This is a genomic window from Allobosea sp. MMO-172 (genome assembly GCF_037147855.1).
GTDB lineage: Bacteria > Pseudomonadota > Alphaproteobacteria > Rhizobiales > Beijerinckiaceae > Allobosea.
The window spans coordinates 14,089-29,806 of sequence record NZ_JBBCUM010000028.1; the positions used below are offsets into that span (position 1 = coordinate 14,089).

At 65.7% G+C, this 15,718-nt stretch carries 17 protein-coding genes; 15 read left to right on the plus strand and 2 right to left on the minus strand.

Translation table 11 applies throughout. From position 1 onward, the window contains the following. The first annotated feature begins 3 nt into the window (after positions 1-3). A complete protein-coding gene (locus WFK61_RS25245; protein WP_336814805.1) occupies positions 4-1,803 on the plus strand; it encodes a methyl-accepting chemotaxis protein in 1,800 nt (599 codons plus the stop codon). A 120-nt stretch (positions 1,804-1,923) separates the two neighbouring features. After that, entirely contained in the window at positions 1,924-2,433 is a 510-nt protein-coding gene (gene gpt / locus WFK61_RS25250; RefSeq protein ID WP_336814806.1) for a xanthine phosphoribosyltransferase, read from the plus strand. Positions 2,434-2,442: 9 nt separating this feature from the next. On the opposite strand, the gene WFK61_RS25255 is transcribed toward gpt, so the two are convergent. After that, positions 2,443-3,336, minus strand: a complete 894-nt coding sequence (locus WFK61_RS25255) for a DMT family transporter (protein ID WP_336814807.1) — start codon at positions 3,334-3,336, stop codon at positions 2,443-2,445. 139 nt (positions 3,337-3,475) lie between these two features. Beyond that, on the minus strand, positions 3,476-4,075 hold the full coding sequence (locus tag WFK61_RS25260) for a DUF2239 family protein (RefSeq protein WP_336814808.1): 600 nt from the start codon (positions 4,073-4,075) through the stop codon (positions 3,476-3,478). Between the two features lie 187 nt (positions 4,076-4,262). Between WFK61_RS25260 and WFK61_RS25265 the strand changes: the two genes are divergently transcribed. From WFK61_RS25265 to WFK61_RS25325, 13 genes are all read left to right on the plus strand, one after another. Next, positions 4,263-7,082: a phosphoenolpyruvate carboxylase gene (locus WFK61_RS25265; RefSeq protein ID WP_336814809.1), complete on the plus strand. Its 2,820-nt coding sequence runs from the start codon at positions 4,263-4,265 to the stop codon at positions 7,080-7,082. Between the two features lie 87 nt (positions 7,083-7,169). Continuing rightward, a complete protein-coding gene (locus WFK61_RS25270) occupies positions 7,170-8,735 on the plus strand; it encodes an AMP-binding protein (RefSeq protein ID WP_336814810.1) in 1,566 nt (521 codons plus the stop codon). A gap of 47 nt (positions 8,736-8,782) precedes the next feature. Continuing rightward, the gene (locus tag WFK61_RS25275; protein WP_336814811.1) at positions 8,783-9,439 is read left to right on the plus strand and encodes a DUF1190 domain-containing protein; all 657 of its coding nucleotides are present in this window, start codon (positions 8,783-8,785) and stop codon (positions 9,437-9,439) included. Between the two features lie 384 nt (positions 9,440-9,823). Beyond that, positions 9,824-12,397 (plus strand): DNA-directed RNA polymerase, encoded by a 2,574-nt coding sequence (locus tag WFK61_RS25280; RefSeq protein ID WP_336814812.1) that lies wholly within the window; start codon positions 9,824-9,826, stop codon positions 12,395-12,397. Positions 12,398-12,465: 68 nt separating this feature from the next. After that, positions 12,466-12,675, plus strand: a complete 210-nt coding sequence (locus tag WFK61_RS25285) for a hypothetical protein (protein WP_336814813.1) — start codon at positions 12,466-12,468, stop codon at positions 12,673-12,675. Between the two features lie 328 nt (positions 12,676-13,003). After that, positions 13,004-13,201, plus strand: a complete 198-nt coding sequence (locus WFK61_RS25290; protein WP_336814814.1) for a hypothetical protein — start codon at positions 13,004-13,006, stop codon at positions 13,199-13,201. Continuing rightward, complete coding sequence (locus WFK61_RS25295) at positions 13,198-13,335, plus strand: hypothetical protein (RefSeq protein WP_336814815.1); 138 nt, start codon at positions 13,198-13,200, stop codon at positions 13,333-13,335. Before WFK61_RS25290 ends, WFK61_RS25295 begins: the two co-directional genes overlap by 4 nt. Continuing rightward, positions 13,332-13,601, plus strand: coding sequence for a hypothetical protein (locus tag WFK61_RS25300; RefSeq protein ID WP_336814816.1), 270 nt, complete (start codon positions 13,332-13,334; stop codon positions 13,599-13,601). The genes WFK61_RS25295 and WFK61_RS25300 overlap by 4 nt, the downstream gene beginning before the upstream one ends. Then, positions 13,601-13,792: a hypothetical protein gene (locus tag WFK61_RS25305; RefSeq protein ID WP_336814817.1), complete on the plus strand. Its 192-nt coding sequence runs from the start codon at positions 13,601-13,603 to the stop codon at positions 13,790-13,792. The genes WFK61_RS25300 and WFK61_RS25305 overlap by 1 nt, the downstream gene beginning before the upstream one ends. Positions 13,793-14,004: 212 nt before the next feature. Continuing rightward, complete coding sequence (locus WFK61_RS25310) at positions 14,005-14,283, plus strand: hypothetical protein (RefSeq protein ID WP_336814818.1); 279 nt, start codon at positions 14,005-14,007, stop codon at positions 14,281-14,283. A gap of 6 nt (positions 14,284-14,289) precedes the next feature. Then, complete coding sequence (locus WFK61_RS25315; protein ID WP_336814819.1) at positions 14,290-14,982, plus strand: hypothetical protein; 693 nt, start codon at positions 14,290-14,292, stop codon at positions 14,980-14,982. Between the two features lie 31 nt (positions 14,983-15,013). After that, the gene (locus WFK61_RS25320) at positions 15,014-15,358 is read left to right on the plus strand and encodes a PDDEXK family nuclease (protein WP_336814820.1); all 345 of its coding nucleotides are present in this window, start codon (positions 15,014-15,016) and stop codon (positions 15,356-15,358) included. Further along, positions 15,355-15,639, plus strand: coding sequence for an N-acetylmuramoyl-L-alanine amidase (locus WFK61_RS25325; RefSeq protein ID WP_336814821.1), 285 nt, complete (start codon positions 15,355-15,357; stop codon positions 15,637-15,639). The genes WFK61_RS25320 and WFK61_RS25325 overlap by 4 nt, the downstream gene beginning before the upstream one ends. The last annotated feature ends 79 nt before the right edge of the window (positions 15,640-15,718 follow it).

A 15,718-nucleotide genomic window follows, 5' to 3' on the forward strand; every position in this document is an offset into this window, starting at 1 on the left:
CAGATGCCGCTCTTTTCCGGCCTTTTCTCGTCCCGTCATGCTGCGGGACAGCTGGACGCGATCAACCGATCGCAGGCGCGGATCGAGTTTGATCTCAACGGCACGATCCTCGATGCCAACGAGAACTTCCTGTCGGCGATGGGCTACACGCTGGCCGAGGTGAAGGGCCAGCATCACAGCCTGTTCGTGACGCCCGAGGAGAAGGCGAGCCCGGCCTACAAGCAGTTCTGGGCCGATCTCGGCCGGGGCGAGTTCTCGCGTGGGCAATATCTGCGGCTCGGCAAGGGCGGCAAGGAAATCTGGATCCAGGCGAGCTACAACCCGATCCTCGGGGCGGGCGGCAAGCCGGTCGGCGTCATCAAATACGCCTTCGACGTCACTGAGCAGAAGAACCGCCTCGCCGATCTCGAAGGGCAGCGCGCCGCGATCGACAAGGCGCAGGCGGTGATCGAATTCGATCTGACCGGCAAGATCCTGACCGCGAACCAGAACTTCCTGAGCGTGCTCGGCTACTCGCTTCCGGAGATCGTCGGGCAGCATCACCGGATGTTCGTCGATCCGGCCGAGCGCGAGACGCCGGCCTATCGCTCCTTCTGGGAGCGCCTCGGCCATGGCGAATACGATGCCGGCCAGTACCGGCGCATCGGCAAGGGCGGCAAAGAGATCTGGATTCAGGCGAGCTACAACCCGATCCTCGATGCGCAGGGGCGGCCCTACAAGGTCGTCAAGTTCGCCTCCGACATCACCGCGACCTTCAAGGGCAAGCAGCTCGAAGCGGCGGTGAAGGAGACGAGCGCGGTGATCGGGCAGGCCAAGGGCAAGGACCTGACCGGCCGGGTGACGCTCGACGGCAAGAGCGGGGAGGTCGCGACGCTTTGCGCCGGTGTCAACGACCTGCTCGATACGCTGGCCGAGGTGGTCGGCTCCGTGCGCGATATCTCGGCGCGCATCGACGACGCTTCGCTCAAGATCACCTCCGACAGCCAGCAGCTGGCCGAGCGGACGGAGGCCAATGCGGCGAGTCTTCAGGAGACGGCGGCGACGACCGAAGAGCTTGCCGCATCGGTGAAGCACAGCGCCGGCAATTCGAAGATGGCAGTGCAGCTCGGCAACGAGGCGAGCGAGGTCGCGGCGCGCGGCGGAGCCATCGTGACCGAGGCGGTGGCGGCGATGGGGCGGATCGAGCAGGCCTCGTCCGGCATCTCCGAGATCATCTCGATGATCGACGAGATCGCCTTCCAGACCAACCTGCTGGCTTTGAACGCGGCGGTCGAGGCCGCGCGGGCCGGCGATGCCGGGCGCGGTTTCGCGGTGGTGGCGACCGAGGTGCGTGCGCTGGCTGCCCGCTGTAGCGAATCCGCCAATGGTGTCAAAGCGTTGATCGCGAATTCTGCGCAACAGATTCAAGCCGGCGTCGGCCTCGTCAAGGACGCCGGAACGACGCTGGGCGAGATCGTCGGTGCCGCTTCCAAGGTCGCCTCGACCGTCAGCGAGATCTCGCAGGCAACGACGGAACAGGCCAACGGCATCGACGAGATGGCCCGCACCGTCGCGCATATGGACGAGATCACGCAGCAGAACTCGCTGCTGGCCGAGCAGAGTGCCAAGGTCGCCCGCGATCTCCAGCAGGAGACCGCTGCGCTGAGCACGATGGTCTCGGCCTTCCAGCTCGGCGGCGAACGGCACAAGGCGGCGCCGCAACTGGTTCATTCCGCCCCTTCGGCGCCGCGCGCCGCGGCACCGGCGATGCGTGGCCGGCGCGTTGCCGGCGGCGGCACGGCGGATGGCTGGGCCGAATTCTGAGGCGTTTTATCGACGCTGAATTGGGGATGTTCGGCGCGTGCCTCTTGTCAGGCGCGCGCCGATAGGGTTTTCGGTCGGAAACGGCGCGTTTCGCGTCGGGCTAAGTCCGGAGCGCTGTCCATGGCCGAACCGTCCTCGAACAAGGCTTTCCCGGTTTCCTGGGATCAATTCCATCGTGATGCCCGCGCGCTGGCGTGGCGCCTCGCCGAGAAGGGGCCCTTCGAGGCGATGGTCTGCATCACTCGCGGCGGCCTCGTGCCGGCGGCGATCATCTGCCGCGAACTCGGCCTGCGCATGATCGAGACGGTCTGCGTCGCGAGCTATCACGACTACAAGAACCAGACCGAGCTCAAGGTGCTCAAGGACATCGCCCCCAACATCAAGGCGGTGGGCGACGGCAAGGGCAAGGGCGTTCTGGTGGTCGATGATCTCACCGATACCGGCAAGACGGCGCGCGTCGTGCGCGAGATGCTGCCGAACGCGCATTTCGCCACGGTCTATGCCAAGCCGGCCGGCGTGCCGACGGTCGATACCTTCGTGACGGAGGTCAGCCAGGACACCTGGATCTATTTCCCCTGGGACATGGGGCTCTCCTATGTCGAGCCGATCGCCAAGGGGCATCAGGGCTGAGAGACGCGCTCAGCCCACCGAGGGCGAGCGGAACGCGACCAGCATCCCGCCGACGACGATCGCCATGCCGACGATCTCGGTCGGCGAGGGCACTTCCGCCAGCAGCAGGGCGCTGGCGGTGGCGGTCGCGATCGGCACCAGCGGCAGGAACAGCGTCGCCCGGGCCGCGCCCAGCATCTCGACGGTGCGGGCATAGAGATAGAGCGCGACGACGCCGACCAGCACGCCCTGGTAAAGTGCTTGCAGCAGGAGCTCTGCGAAGGGCGCGCGCGCCATATGGATCGGCAGCGCCAAAGCCACGATCACCAGCAGCGGCACCGAGAGGATGCATGAGGCTGCGGTGACCTCGAGCGAATTCGCGTTCCAGCGGCGGGCGAGCAGGCCGAAGATCGCCCAGAGGAAAGCGATCAGCACGAAGAGCAGGTCCCCGATCCAGGCATCGGGCCGCGACGGCGCCATGGCAAGCGCGTCGCGCGAGAAGATGCCGATGCCAAGCACGATGATGCCAAGGCCGATCAGCCGCATCCGCCCGGCGCGCTCGCCGGTGACAAGGAAGATCAGCAGCGCGGTGAAGACGGGGATCAGGCCGGGCGAGATGATCGACGAATGCAGTGCCGGCGCGAAGGAGGCTCCCGCGACGAGGATCAGGCTGTAGAGCGGCCCGATCAGCAGCGCCATCACCCAGGCACGCGGCCAGCCGAGCGAGCCGACCGGAAAGGGGCGCATGTGCCTGAGCGCCCACGGGAGCAGCACGGCGGCAGCGGAAACGAAGCGCAGGATCGTGACATCGGCCGGCGTCAGGTCGATCAGCATCGCGTGTCGCGACACCACCGACTGCACGCCCCAGATCATCGCGGTCAGCAAGCCGCAGAGAATGCCGAGCCATTGAGCGCGGGAGGTCATGAACGGGCGGCTTTCGGCAGGGCGATGCAGGCGGCGGGATGCGTGGCGCTGCTATGCCTTTGCCGCACCCGAGCGGCAACCCGCTGCGGTTGCGCTGCCGGGATGCTTCCAAGGCAGGTTGAACGCCTCTGGAGCCTGTTCAGCCGCTCGCGATGCCGTCGCCGGCCAGCAGCTTCTCCGCGTGGTTGCGGATATCCTGCGGCCATGACCGGCTGTGCTCGGCGAAGCGCTCGCGTTCTCCCGCGAACAGGGCACGCGAGGCTTCCTCGAAACCCGCACGGTCGCCCGCCATCGTCGCGATGAAGGCGTAAGCGCGTTCCTGCGCCGCTCGCGTCAGGCTGCGGCCGCCATCGGCCTTGCGGGCTTCGTCGACGAGCCGCCGCAGTGCCTGCGAGGCGCCGCCCGGCTGCAGGGCGAGCCAGTCCCAGTGGCGTGGCAGCAGGGTCACCTCGCGGGCGACGACGCCGAGCTTCGGCCGGCCGCGTCCGCGCGGCGCGTCATCGGCTGTTTCTGGCGCTGCTCCTGTCGGAGGTGCGTAGCGCGCGGCGATCTCGGCGTCGCTGCCGCGCAGGTCGAGATCGACGACCTTTCCGGTCTCGTCCTCAAAGACGAGGATAGTGGCCTCGGGGCTCGTGGCGAGTGCCGCCTTCACCGCGAGCGCGACGGTCGCCAGCGGGCCGCTGGAGAGGCGGGTGGTGTCGTGAAAGGCGATGCTGGGCCTGAATGCGATGTCGGACATGAACGCTCCTTGATGATGCGCTTATTATCCGGGTGATTTGGTTAGATCAATATGGCCCGGGTAAAATTTAACCGGCCGCTCGCCAAAGCTTCCTGCTTGCAGCTGCGAGAATCCGATGCTGCAATGCAGCGTGATTTCGGTTGCGCCCGCATGCTCGTCGGGCTGGCCGGCAGAGGGAGATGGGATCATGGCCGTGACGATCGCGACGGAAGATCATTTGTCCCCTGATGTCGCCGCTCTTGCCGAGGAACTGCTGGCCCGCGTCGAGGCGGCGCGCAGCGATTCCCGCGACGACCCGTTCGGCAATCCGGTGCTGAGCGTCACGCTCTGGCTGACGCGGTTGATGGATCGCGGCGAGCTGGACATGGGCGCCGCTTCGGCGCTGGTGCGCCGGCTTGGGTGCGAGGCCTTGCATCAGCGCGCCGGCAGGGTCGCGCGCTATGTCGGGCTCCAGAATGACGAAGCCGCTGTTTTCACGGCGCTCGCGGAAGAGGCGGCGAGGGAGGCCACGTCCTTCGATGCGTTTCGGCAGGCGGCGGAGCGGGCACGCTTCGCGGCCGTGTTCACCGCGCATCCGACTTTCGGCATGGCGCGGCAGCTCTGCCATGCGCTGGCCGATCTCGCTTCCGGCGGCTCGGCCGGGAAGGCGGCCGTCGCCGATGGCGCTCTCAGCTTCCGCCCCGATGGGCGGATCACCTTGCAGGACGAGTTCGAGCAGGCGCGCTATGCGGTGCGCCATGCCCGCGATGCGATCGACCGGCTGAACGCGGCCTTCTTCGCCGTCGCTCGCGAGCGCTGGCCGGAGCAGTGGACCGGGCTTGCGCCAAAGCCGGTCACGCTCGCCTCCTGGGTCGGCTGCGACACGGATGGACGCACCGATATCGGCTGGTGGGACACGCTGCGCTATCGATTGGAATCGAAGAGCGGGCAGTTCGCGCGCATCCTCGAAAAGCTGCCGCAGGACCCGGCCGCGGCGGCGGTACGCCGGCTGGTGAGCGAGGCGCTGGCAGCCGTCGAGCGGCAGCTCGCTCTGGCGCCCCCGATCGGCACGCAGCCCTCCTTGCAAGCCCTGCAGGCTTTCGCGCTGTCGCTGGTGCAGGAGCGCGAGACGGCTATACCGGAAGCCTCTCGCCTCATCGCGGCGCTCGACGCCGCTTTGGTTGATGCCGCCGGTGAAGAAGCGCGGCTCGCTCTCGCGCTGATCCGGGCCGGCTGCCTCGCGCATGGCGTCTCGATCGCGCTGCCGCATTTCCGGCTCAACGCCTCGCAGCTCCACAATGCCTTGCGGGCGACGATCCCGCTGGAGGAGGAGCCGGGCCAGCCGGCGCAGCGGCGCGCCTTCCTCGCCGCCGCCAATACGGCGCTCGACAAGGTCGAGGCGATCACGGTCGATTTCGGGGCGTTGGCGGCGGAGCGGGCCTCGGCCGCGCGGATGATGATGACGATCGCGCAGATCGTGAAGCATGTCGACGGCTCGAAGCCCGTGCGCTTCCTGATCGCGGAAACCGAGACCGGCTATACGCTGCTCTGCGCGCTCTGGCTCGCCAGCCGTTTCGGCATCGCCGATCGGGTCGAGATCTCGCCGCTGTTCGAGACCTCGGATGCGCTGGAGCAGGGGCCGCGCATCATCGACGAGGCGCTGCGCAGCCCGCATTTCCGCGACTATCTCAAGCGCCACGGGCGGCTGTGCATCCAGTTCGGCTATTCGGATTCCGGGCGCTATATCGGGCAAGTCGCCTCCACCTTCTGGGTCGAGCGCCTGCGCATCCGCATCGCCGAATTGCTGGGGCGTTACGAGCTGGCCGATGTCGAGCTGGTGATCTTCGACACCCATGGCGAGTCGGTCGGGCGCGGCGCCCATCCCGACAGCCTGTCGGACCGGCTGGCCTATCTCGATCCCGCCTATGCGCGGCAGGCCTTCGCGCGGGCCGGCATAAGGACGGTGCGGGAGACCAGCTTCCAGGGCAGCGACGGCTATCTGCTGTTCGGCACGCCGCAGCTCGCCGGCGCCACGGTTGGACGGATCGCCGAGGCGGTGTTCGCATCGCCCAAGGCGGCCGAGGACCCGATCTATGACGAGCCGGATTTCGCCACCGAGTTCTTCCAGACCGTACGCGAAGAGATGAACGAGCTGGTCGACGATCCCGGCTATGCCGCGCTGATCGGCACGTTCGGCCCCTCGCTGCTGGACAAGACCGGCTCCCGCCCGGCGGCGCGCCAGTCGGAAGGGGCGGGGCCGACGCGCATCCGCCATCCTCGTGAACTCCGTGCCATCCCCAACAACGCCATCCTCCAGCAGCTCGGCTGGATGGCGAACAGCATGCATGGCGTCGGCCATGCCGCCTCGCGCGCGCCGGACCTGTTCCGCACCATGCGCGAGCGCTCGGAGCGCTTCGACCGCGCCTATCGCCTCGCGGCCTATGCGATGGCACATAGCGATCTCGACGTGCTGCGCGCCTATCTCGACACGCTCGATCCCGGCAGCTGGTTCGACCGGGCGCGGCGGACCGTGAAAGAGGGGCGGCGCGAGGAACTGCTGGTCGTCGCGGAAGCGCTCTCGCGGCTGGAGCTGGCGCCGGCGCTGCGGCGCCTGTTCTGGCGGCTTTCGGCCGATGCGCTGAAGCTCAAGGTCGCGGCCGACGATGTGCCGCAAATGTCGGCGCGGCTCGTGGCTTTGCATGCGCTGAGGCTCGCCGCGATGCATCGTATCTGGCTGTCCTTCGCCCATATCCCGGATTTCCGGCCGCATGCCGGCCTGACCCGCGATGCCCTGATCGAGCGGCTGTTGCGCCTCGACGTGCCGGCTTCGCTGGCGCTGCTGGCCGAAATCTTCCCGCGCGATCCCGACCCGACCATCGGCCTCGATTTCGGCGAGCCGCCGGGACCGCGCGAGGGCGGCACCTACGAGGCCCTGCATCGCGATGTCTTCGCACCGATGCTGGGGCTGTTCGCGCTGATCCGCGAGATTTCCGGCGCGATCCAGCACGAGATCGGCGCGTTCGGCTGACGGGCGTTCGGGATCGGCGTTGAAACCCGCGCCGATCTCACTAGTTTGGCCGGCAGGGGAAATGCCGACCGGGGAGACGCGCCAGACATGGCCGCCACCAGCTTCGACGCCGCGGGCGCGCGGATCACGCTCTTTCGCGCGCTGCTTCAGACCATCGCCCGCCACGGCAAGGGCCGCATCGCGCTCGAAGACCCGGAGCGCCAGCCGATCACCTATGGCCGGCTCGTGCTCGGCGCGCTGGTGCTGGGGCGCAAGCTCGCGGCCCTGACGGCACAGAGGGAGCAGGTCGGCGTGCTGCTGCCGAACATGCAGGGCATGGCGGTGACGCTGTTCTCGCTTTTCGCCTATGGGCGCGTGCCGGCGCTGCTGAACTTCACGGCCGGCGTCCGCAACCTGCGCGCGGCGGCGGAGCTGGCGCAGCTCAAGACCATCGTCACCTCGCGCCGCTTCGTCGACCAGGGCAAGCTCGACGATGAGATCGCGGCCTTGGGCGAGGGGCGGCGCGTCATCTATCTCGAAGATATCCGCAAGCAGATCACCAGCTTCGACAAGGCGCTGGGCGCCTTGCAGAGCCTCGCGCCGGGGCTGGTCCATCGCGCGTTCGAGGTGCAGCCCGATGACACCGCCGTGATCCTCTTCACCTCGGGCACCGAGGGCAAGCCGAAGGGCGTGGCGCTGAGCCATGCCAATATCGTCTCGAATGCCAGGCAGGTCTTCGCCCATGCGGCCGGGGCGATCTCCGAGCGGGACGTGTTCATGAACCCGCTGCCGGCCTTCCACTCCTTCGGGCTGACGGCCGGGCTGATGGTGCCGCTGCTGCACGGCATGAAGGTCGTGCTCTATCCGAGCCCGCTGCATTACAAGCAGGTGCCGAAGCTGATCGGCGACATGAAGGCGACCTTCCTGCTCGCCACCGACACGTTTTTGCAAGGGTACGCGCGCGCTGCAGAAAAGGACGATCTCGGCAGCGTGCGCTATGTCGTGGCCGGGGCCGAGCGCGTGAAGGCCGAGACCAAGCGGATGTGGGAGCCCTACGGCACTACGATCCTCGAAGGCTATGGCTGTACGGAATGTTCGCCGGTGCTCGCCGTCAACACGCCGGCCGCGATCCGCGAAGGCACGGTCGGCAAGCTCTTGCCCGGCATCGAGGCGAAGCTGGAGCCGGTCGAGGGCATCCACGAGGGCGGGCGGCTCACCGTGCGCGGGCCCAACGTCATGGCCGGCTATCTCGACCCTGACCAGCCGGGCCGGATCATTCCGCCGGAAGGCGGCTGGCACGATACCGGCGATATCGTCGTGATCGAAGATGGGTTCGTGGCGATCCGCGGCCGGGCCAAGCGCTTCGCCAAGCTCGGCGGCGAGATGGTCTCGCTCGCGGCGGTCGAGACCATGGTCGCCAAGGTCTGGCCGGACCAGAACCATGTCGTCGTGGCGCTGCCCGATCCGCGCAAGGGCGAGCAACTCGTCCTCGTCACCGAGACGCCGCATGCCGACCGCGCCGCGCTGCAGGAGGCGGCCAAGGAGCAGGGCTTCCCGGAATTGTGGGTGCCGCGCGCCATCCTGGTGACGCAGGCCATCCCCGTGCTCGGCAACGGCAAGATCGACTATGGCTCGACGCGGGAGCTCGCGGCCTCGCGGCGGTCGCTGCTGTGAGCGCGGCTCGCTGCGGTAAAGCCACAATTGTAATTCTATTACGCCGCATGATGATTCCGGCTTCCGCTCTGGCGCTGCTGCGCGTCGCCGCCCTCGCACCTGCCCTGTCGCTCACAGGACCTTCCGATCTCGCGGCGCAGGCGCCGGGCGCGTTCTATGTGCGCCGCGACGAATGCATCGAGGCGGGCAAGCTGACGGCCGAGCAATGCGAATTCGCCTATCGCAATGCCCGCGCCGAGTTCGAGCAGGCAGCGCCGCGCTATGGTTCGCGTGCGGCCTGCGAGCGCAGCCACAAGCGCTGCGGCGCGCAGATGATCTCGGCCGGCGGCTGGGAATCCTTCGGCAAGGGTGGGGCGAGCTACGTGCCGCGCTTCGTCGGCGTGCGCGTGACCGGCGAGGGCGCGGCACTTCGGGCGCTGCCGGTGGTCGAGGGCACGGCCAAGGTCGCCTTCGCGGGACGGCCGGTGACGGAACTGCAGGACAAGGTCGCCGGGCGGCGAGGCATCATCGGGCAGGCCAGCAGCGCCGGCCGCGGCGCGCATGGGCAAGCCGGGCAGGGCTCCGCTCCTTATGTCAAGCGCGGCGACCGCGACGACACGGTGCGCGTGCCGATGGAGGAGAAGGCCATCGGCTCGGATGTGAAGCCCGGGCTCTATGTCGATCCCGACGGGGTCGAGTGGTACAAGCCCGCCCGCAGGCACTGAGTATTCTCGGAGGCTTGCGCCGGCTGCGCCCGCCCGCTATCGCTGTGCCGCCTGCGGACGTGGCGAAACTGGTAGACGCACGAGACTTAAAAGGAGTTCTGTGACCTATCCGGTTCCGAACAGCCCTTAAGACCGTCCGCTAAAACCCTTTGGAACCTCGGCTTTTTGCCGGGGTTTCTTTTTGTCTGTGGCTATCCGATATCGGACAGGAGACTTGGTGACACCGTCACAAGCTCCGCCACCGTGACATGCGCCCCCTGAAAGCCCGCCCGGCGAGCCCCTTCGTGTCACCGCAAGGGAGCCCCTGTGCCCGCGCCTCGGCCGATTAGGGACCACCCTAAGCCCGCAGCACTCCTGCCTCACAAACCTGAAGAGAGAGCGCAATTGACTGCCCATTCCATCGCGTCCCTACACCCCCTCTACGAGCAGCAGCTCGCCCTTGAGGAGGAGATGATCGGCAACGGTAAGAAGCGGTTCTTCGCCGCTGTCGAGAAGGCCAAGAAGCAGACGAACGAGGCCGGGACCGGATACGGAGCCCTCCTCATGAAGCGCCTGATCGACCCGATCACGGCCGGTATCGAGGCGTTTATCGAAGAGGCCGGCTCTGGCCGGGCAGGCCCGAAGCATAGGGCTCTCGCCTATATCCAGCTCTTGGAGCCGGAGGTCGTTTCCTATCTCGCCCTCAAGAGCCTTCTGGACACCATCTCCCGGCGCTCGACCATCCAGAGGGCAGCCCTGCGGATCGCCAACGCCTTGCAGGATGAAGTCCTGATGTCCCGCTACAAGCAGGCGAACAAGAAGGAACACGGGCGCACGATGGAGCACCTGAAGGAGAGCACCAGCACCCGCCACAAGCGGACGGTCGCTCGCCTCATGGCGAAGAACAAGGCCGGCGTGACTGTCGAGTGGAGCGACACCGACAAGGTCCTCCTCGGGACCAAGCTCTGCGAGATTATCCGTGCGACGACCGGGCTCATCGCCATGGAGCGGGATACGGTCGCCGCTAACGACACGCCGATCTTCGTGCAGGCCACCGAGGACACCCTCGCGTGGATCGGGAAGGCCAGTGACGCCCTGTCGCTGATGTCCCCTGCCTACGTCCCCACGATCATCCCTCCAAAGCCTTGGACCTCGCCTACGTCGGGCGGCTATTGGTCCCCGGATGTGAAGCGGGTGACCTTCGTCAAGACGCGGAACAAGGCGTATCTGGAGGAGCTGGAGGGCGCGAACCCGCTGGCCGTGTACGCCTCCGTCAACGCGATGCAGGAGACCCCTTGGCGGATCAATGCGCCCGTTCTGGAGGCCCTTCAGGACGCTTGGGAGCTGGACCTGAAGATCAAGGGGTTCCCGCAGGCGGAGAAGCTGGAAGCCCCGGAGAAGCCTCACGACATCGAGACCAACAAGAAGGCCCTGAAGCGCTGGAAGAAGAAGCAGGCGAAGGCTCACAAGGCCGAGCGCAAGCGTAAGTCCAAGCGCATCCAGCTCTCCCGCACGCTCGACCTCGCCGTCCGTTTCAGCCAGTACCCGGCGATCTACTTCCCGCACTCTCTGGACTTCCGGGGGCGGGCCTACGCGATCCCCATGTTCCTCAATCCGCAGGGTCCGGACGCCACCAAGGCCCTCCTGACGTTTGCCGAGGGGAAGCCTATCGGCAACGGGGTCGCTGCGGGATGGCTTGCTGTCCACGGCGCGAACACCTTCGGGAACGACAAGGTGGACCTTGAGGAGCGCGTGGAGTGGACCGAGAAAAACACTGCCACCATCCTCGCGGTCGCGGCTGATCCCTTCGGGGACGCTTTCGAGTTCTGGTCCAAGGCTGACAAGCCGTGGCAGTTCCTTGCCTTCTGTTTCGAATGGGCCGGCTACCAGCGCGAGGGCTTCGCCTTCGTCTCGTGCCTGCCTATCGGAATGGACGGCTCGTGCAACGGCCTCCAGCATTACAGCGCAGCCCTTCGGGACCCTGTCGGCGGCGCGGCGGTCAACCTCGTGCCCAGCTCCACACCCTCGGATATCTACGCCGAGGTCGCCAAGGTGACGTTACGTTATGTAGAGGCTTTCGCTCGCCCTGAGCTATCCGCTATCGAACAACCTGACGTGGCTTCACTTTTCGCGAAGGCGGCGAAGGTGTGGGAGGAGATGGGCATCGATCCGCAGGCAACGGCGGAACGCTGGCTCGGCTTCGGCCTGTCCCGCAAGGTGACCAAGCGGCCGGTCATGACGCTGCCCTACGGCTCGACGCAGTTCTCTTGCCGGGAGTTCATTGAGGACGCTGTCCGGGAGCTGATCGAGGAGGAGGGCAAGGTCAACACGTTCGCCTCGCTCGTCCTGATCGAAGGCGAGGAAGAGGAGGACGAGGGCCTCTTCAAGGCGTCCCTCTGGCTCCAGCCGTTGGTCTGGCATGCCATCGGCGAGGTCGTCCAGGCTGCCCGCATCGGCATGGACTGGCTGAAGGAATGTGCGAAGCTCGCGGCTGCCGAGGGCCTGCCCATCTACTGGCGCACGGCCGATGGCTTCCCGGTCATGCAGGCGTACCCGGAGACCAACTCTCGCCGGGTGAAGACGCACATCGACGGGCAGATGGTCCGCCTCTCCATCCGTGAGGAGCTGGAGACCATCGACAAGCGGTCCCAGCAGCAGGGTATCGCCCCGAATTGGGTTCACTCTCAAGACGCGACGGCGCTCCGCATGTTCGTCAACCTCGCGCGGGAGAACGGCATCCGCCACTTCGCCCTCGTGCACGACAGTTACGGGACTGTCGCGGCCGACGTGGACATGATGGGGTCCTGCCTCCGTCGCGCGTTCGTCCGCCTGTACACCGACTTCGACCCCCTCGCGGAGTTCCGCGTCGATATCGCCATGCTCCTCTCGGAGGAGGCGGTTGCGAAGCTTCCCGCCGTGCCCCCGAAGGGCACCTTGGATGTCTCCCTCGTGGAGCTGTCCGACTTTTTCTTTGCCTAGAGCTATCCGATATCGGACAGCCTCTCGATTAGGGACCACCTTCACCTTCCCAAACCTCGGAGAACGAGATGACGCCTCGCACCTACTACGAACTAGACCCCGGCATTCGCGTGCAGTTGCGAGAAGGACAGCTCGTCATCTCGCAGGATAAGAGCCGGGCTAAATCCGCGCGGGACTCAACCCACTACGTCAACCTGAAGAACATGGACCAACTGCGAGAGCTTCTCTCTGCAATCCTGGCCCTTGTTCCGGAGTGTGAAGGCGTAGTGAACCTATGAGCCGCCTCTACACATGCCGATGGGAGATATGGCGCGGTCCCTCCCTAAACGACGGCAGTGGTGCGAGACCTTGGTACTTGTTCCGAACGCCTGTCTCCTACGGTCGCCAGCTTATCTCGCGCCACCGCACCAAGGCTGAGGCTATCGCCGCAGCCCGGCCTCAAGTGAGGGAGCACGATAGCTTCGTGCAAATCATCGACATCCCTCTGAGCGATTAGGGACCACCTTCACCTACCCAAACCTTGAAGCCCCGCAGCATCTCGCTCGGGGCTTTCTTGCGTTCGGCGATTAGGGACCACCTTCACCTACCCAAACCGAGAGGCACAACATGAAGCCCCGCATCATCATGCGGATCGGCGCCGCTTACGACGAGGTCGTCATCGACGGCCATACGTTCGACCGCTCCGGTCTCAACCGCAATCAGCGACACGCCTTCGCGGCGCTTGTCGTGGAACACCTCTTCCCCGGCCGCGCCAAGGAAGCGCCTCGCCGTCCGAAGGGGCCCCGCAAGGGAGGCCGCAAGTGACGATGGAGGAATACGAGCGCGAGTTCCTGATCGCCTTCTATCGTCAGGTGCATATCGAGGCGCTCACCATCCCGCACCTCCCGCTGGCCTATGCCGCTCTGTCGGCAGCCGTCGAGTTGGAGCGCAGCCGATGAAGGGCAAGCAGCTCTACGAACGCCTCATCAACGTCCCGCGTGTCGATACGGCAGCGGCCACGTTCCACATCCTACACAACGGGCAGGACTTCCCGGCTCCGGTCCAACTCACCAGCGGCGCCATCTACTTCCTCTTGCTCTGCGACCACTACCGCATCGCTCCGCAGGAAGCCTTCACCATCGCGAAGAACCTCATGAACGAACACGATGGCGCCCTCGCCACCGAGTTTGAGGCGATCCGCATGTACCTTCGCGAGGAGACCTGATGGTCGCAGTCCTCGTGATCGTGGCGACGATCTTCGGCCAGCCGGCGATCCGCTACAAAATCGTTCCGCCTGCCGTGTGCGACATGATCGGACACAGGGAGGCCGAGCGCGACGCTCAACTCCCCGGAGTTGATACCGTCACATGGCGGTGCATCAGCACTCCCGGTCCTTCCGACGAGAAGGGCGCGTGAAGTGACTTCAGATCACCGCGACGTTCCCGCCCTGACTACCGCCATCTCCCTTTGGAGAGCCGGTCGGGCAATCCCGCTGACGCTCTACGCCACCCTCCGCGAGGAGGGCTATGACGTGCCGAGCCTTGAGCGGTTCCACCGAAACCAGAAGCACGTCCCCAAGCGCATGCTTTCGCATGAGCAGGACGAGGCCCTTTCCAAGGAACTCTGAGATGAAGCCTGAGAACGACAACATCATCCCGCCCGTGGCCTTCTCGGTCCACATGAGCGGGGAACACTTCACGACCGTCAAGGATGTCTTGGGGCAAATGCTCCCGGCGAGCCTCGGCCTCGGCGCTGCAATCTCCGCAGCACAACTCGGGGTAACCGTGGAGATTATCACCGACAGCGAAGCGTTCGCTGCCGACATCCGGACCAAGTGCCCGGAGGTCACGCATCCCTCGCTGACGGTGAAGGTGGGTTCGGTCTCAGGTCCTCCCCTCGAAACCTGAAGACACATGGCAGAAGCCCGCAAGAAAAACCCGCAGTTCACCACCGACCCCGGCACCTTCGTTTGGCCCAAGCTCTTTGAGCCGGACTTCAAATGGAAGGAAGCCGGGGAGTTCTCCGTCAAGTTCCGACAGGAGAGCGCCAAGGCCCAGGCTCTTCTCAAGAAGCTGAAGCCCCTCCACGACGACGCGATCAAGGAAGGCAAGGCTGCCTATGCGGCCCTCCCGAAGGCGTCCCGCGTGAAGCTCGATGCTAAGGGCGGGTTCACCGCCAATCCCCTCTACTCGGATGTCTACGACGAGAACGAGGAAGAGACCGGCGAGATCGAGATCAAGTTCACGATGACGCATGAGATCACGTCGAAGAAGACCGGCAAGACTTTCAAGAAGTACCCGGCCGTGTTCGATGCGAAGGGCAAGCCCATCGTCAAAAAGATCGACATCGGCTCCGGCACTCTCGGCAAGGTGACCTTCGAAGTCGCCCCCTATTTCATCCCCGGCACTGGCGCGGCGGGCCTCAGCCTCCGCCTTCAGGCCGCTCAGATCATCGACCTCGTTGCCTTCGGCCAGCGTTCCGCCAGCCAGTACGGCTTCGGCGAAGAGGATGGCTACTCCGCCTCCGACGAAGACGAGACCGAAGAGGACACCAGCGAGACGAGCGATGAGGCCGACACGTCGGACTCCGGCGAAGACGACTTCTGATCCCGGCTTAGAGCACGGCTTCCGCTCCGGCTTGGAAGATAAGATCGCCGCTCAGCTCAGGCGTGCCGGTATCCCGGTCGAGTACGAGAGCGAGGTCATCCTCTACACCAAGCCGGAGAAGCCTTCGCGCTACACCCCGGACTTCCCGCTTCCCAACGGCATCATCATCGAGACCAAGGGGCGGTTCGTCACGGCGGATCGGCAGAAGCATCTCCTCATCAAGGCGCAGCATCCCGACAAGGATATCCGCTTCGTCTTCAGCAACTCCAGAGCCCGCATCTCCAAGCAGTCTCCGACCACCTACGCAATGTGGTGCGAAAAGCACGGCTTCAAGTACGCGGACAAGACCATTCCCCCGGAATGGCTCAGCGAATGAGAGACATCACCCATATCGTGATCCACTGCACCGCCACCCCGGCAGGTCGTGAGGTCACGATCAAGGAAATCGACACATGGCACCGGCAGGCCGGCTTCGCCAAGATCGGTTACCACTACGTCATTCACCTCGACGGCTCCGTTTCCAAGGGCCGGCCGGAGGAGGAGGTCGGCGCTCACGTCTCCGGCCATAACGCGACAACCATCGGCATCTCGTATGTCGGCGGTGTAGACGCGAACGACGTGAACAATGTGTTTCGGCGTGCAAGTTTGACCCCTTGAGGCGGGGGATCGGCGTCCAACTTTGACCCCCTTGAGCCGGTTTCGGTGAGACTGTCCGTTCTGGTTTCAGACGGGCGGG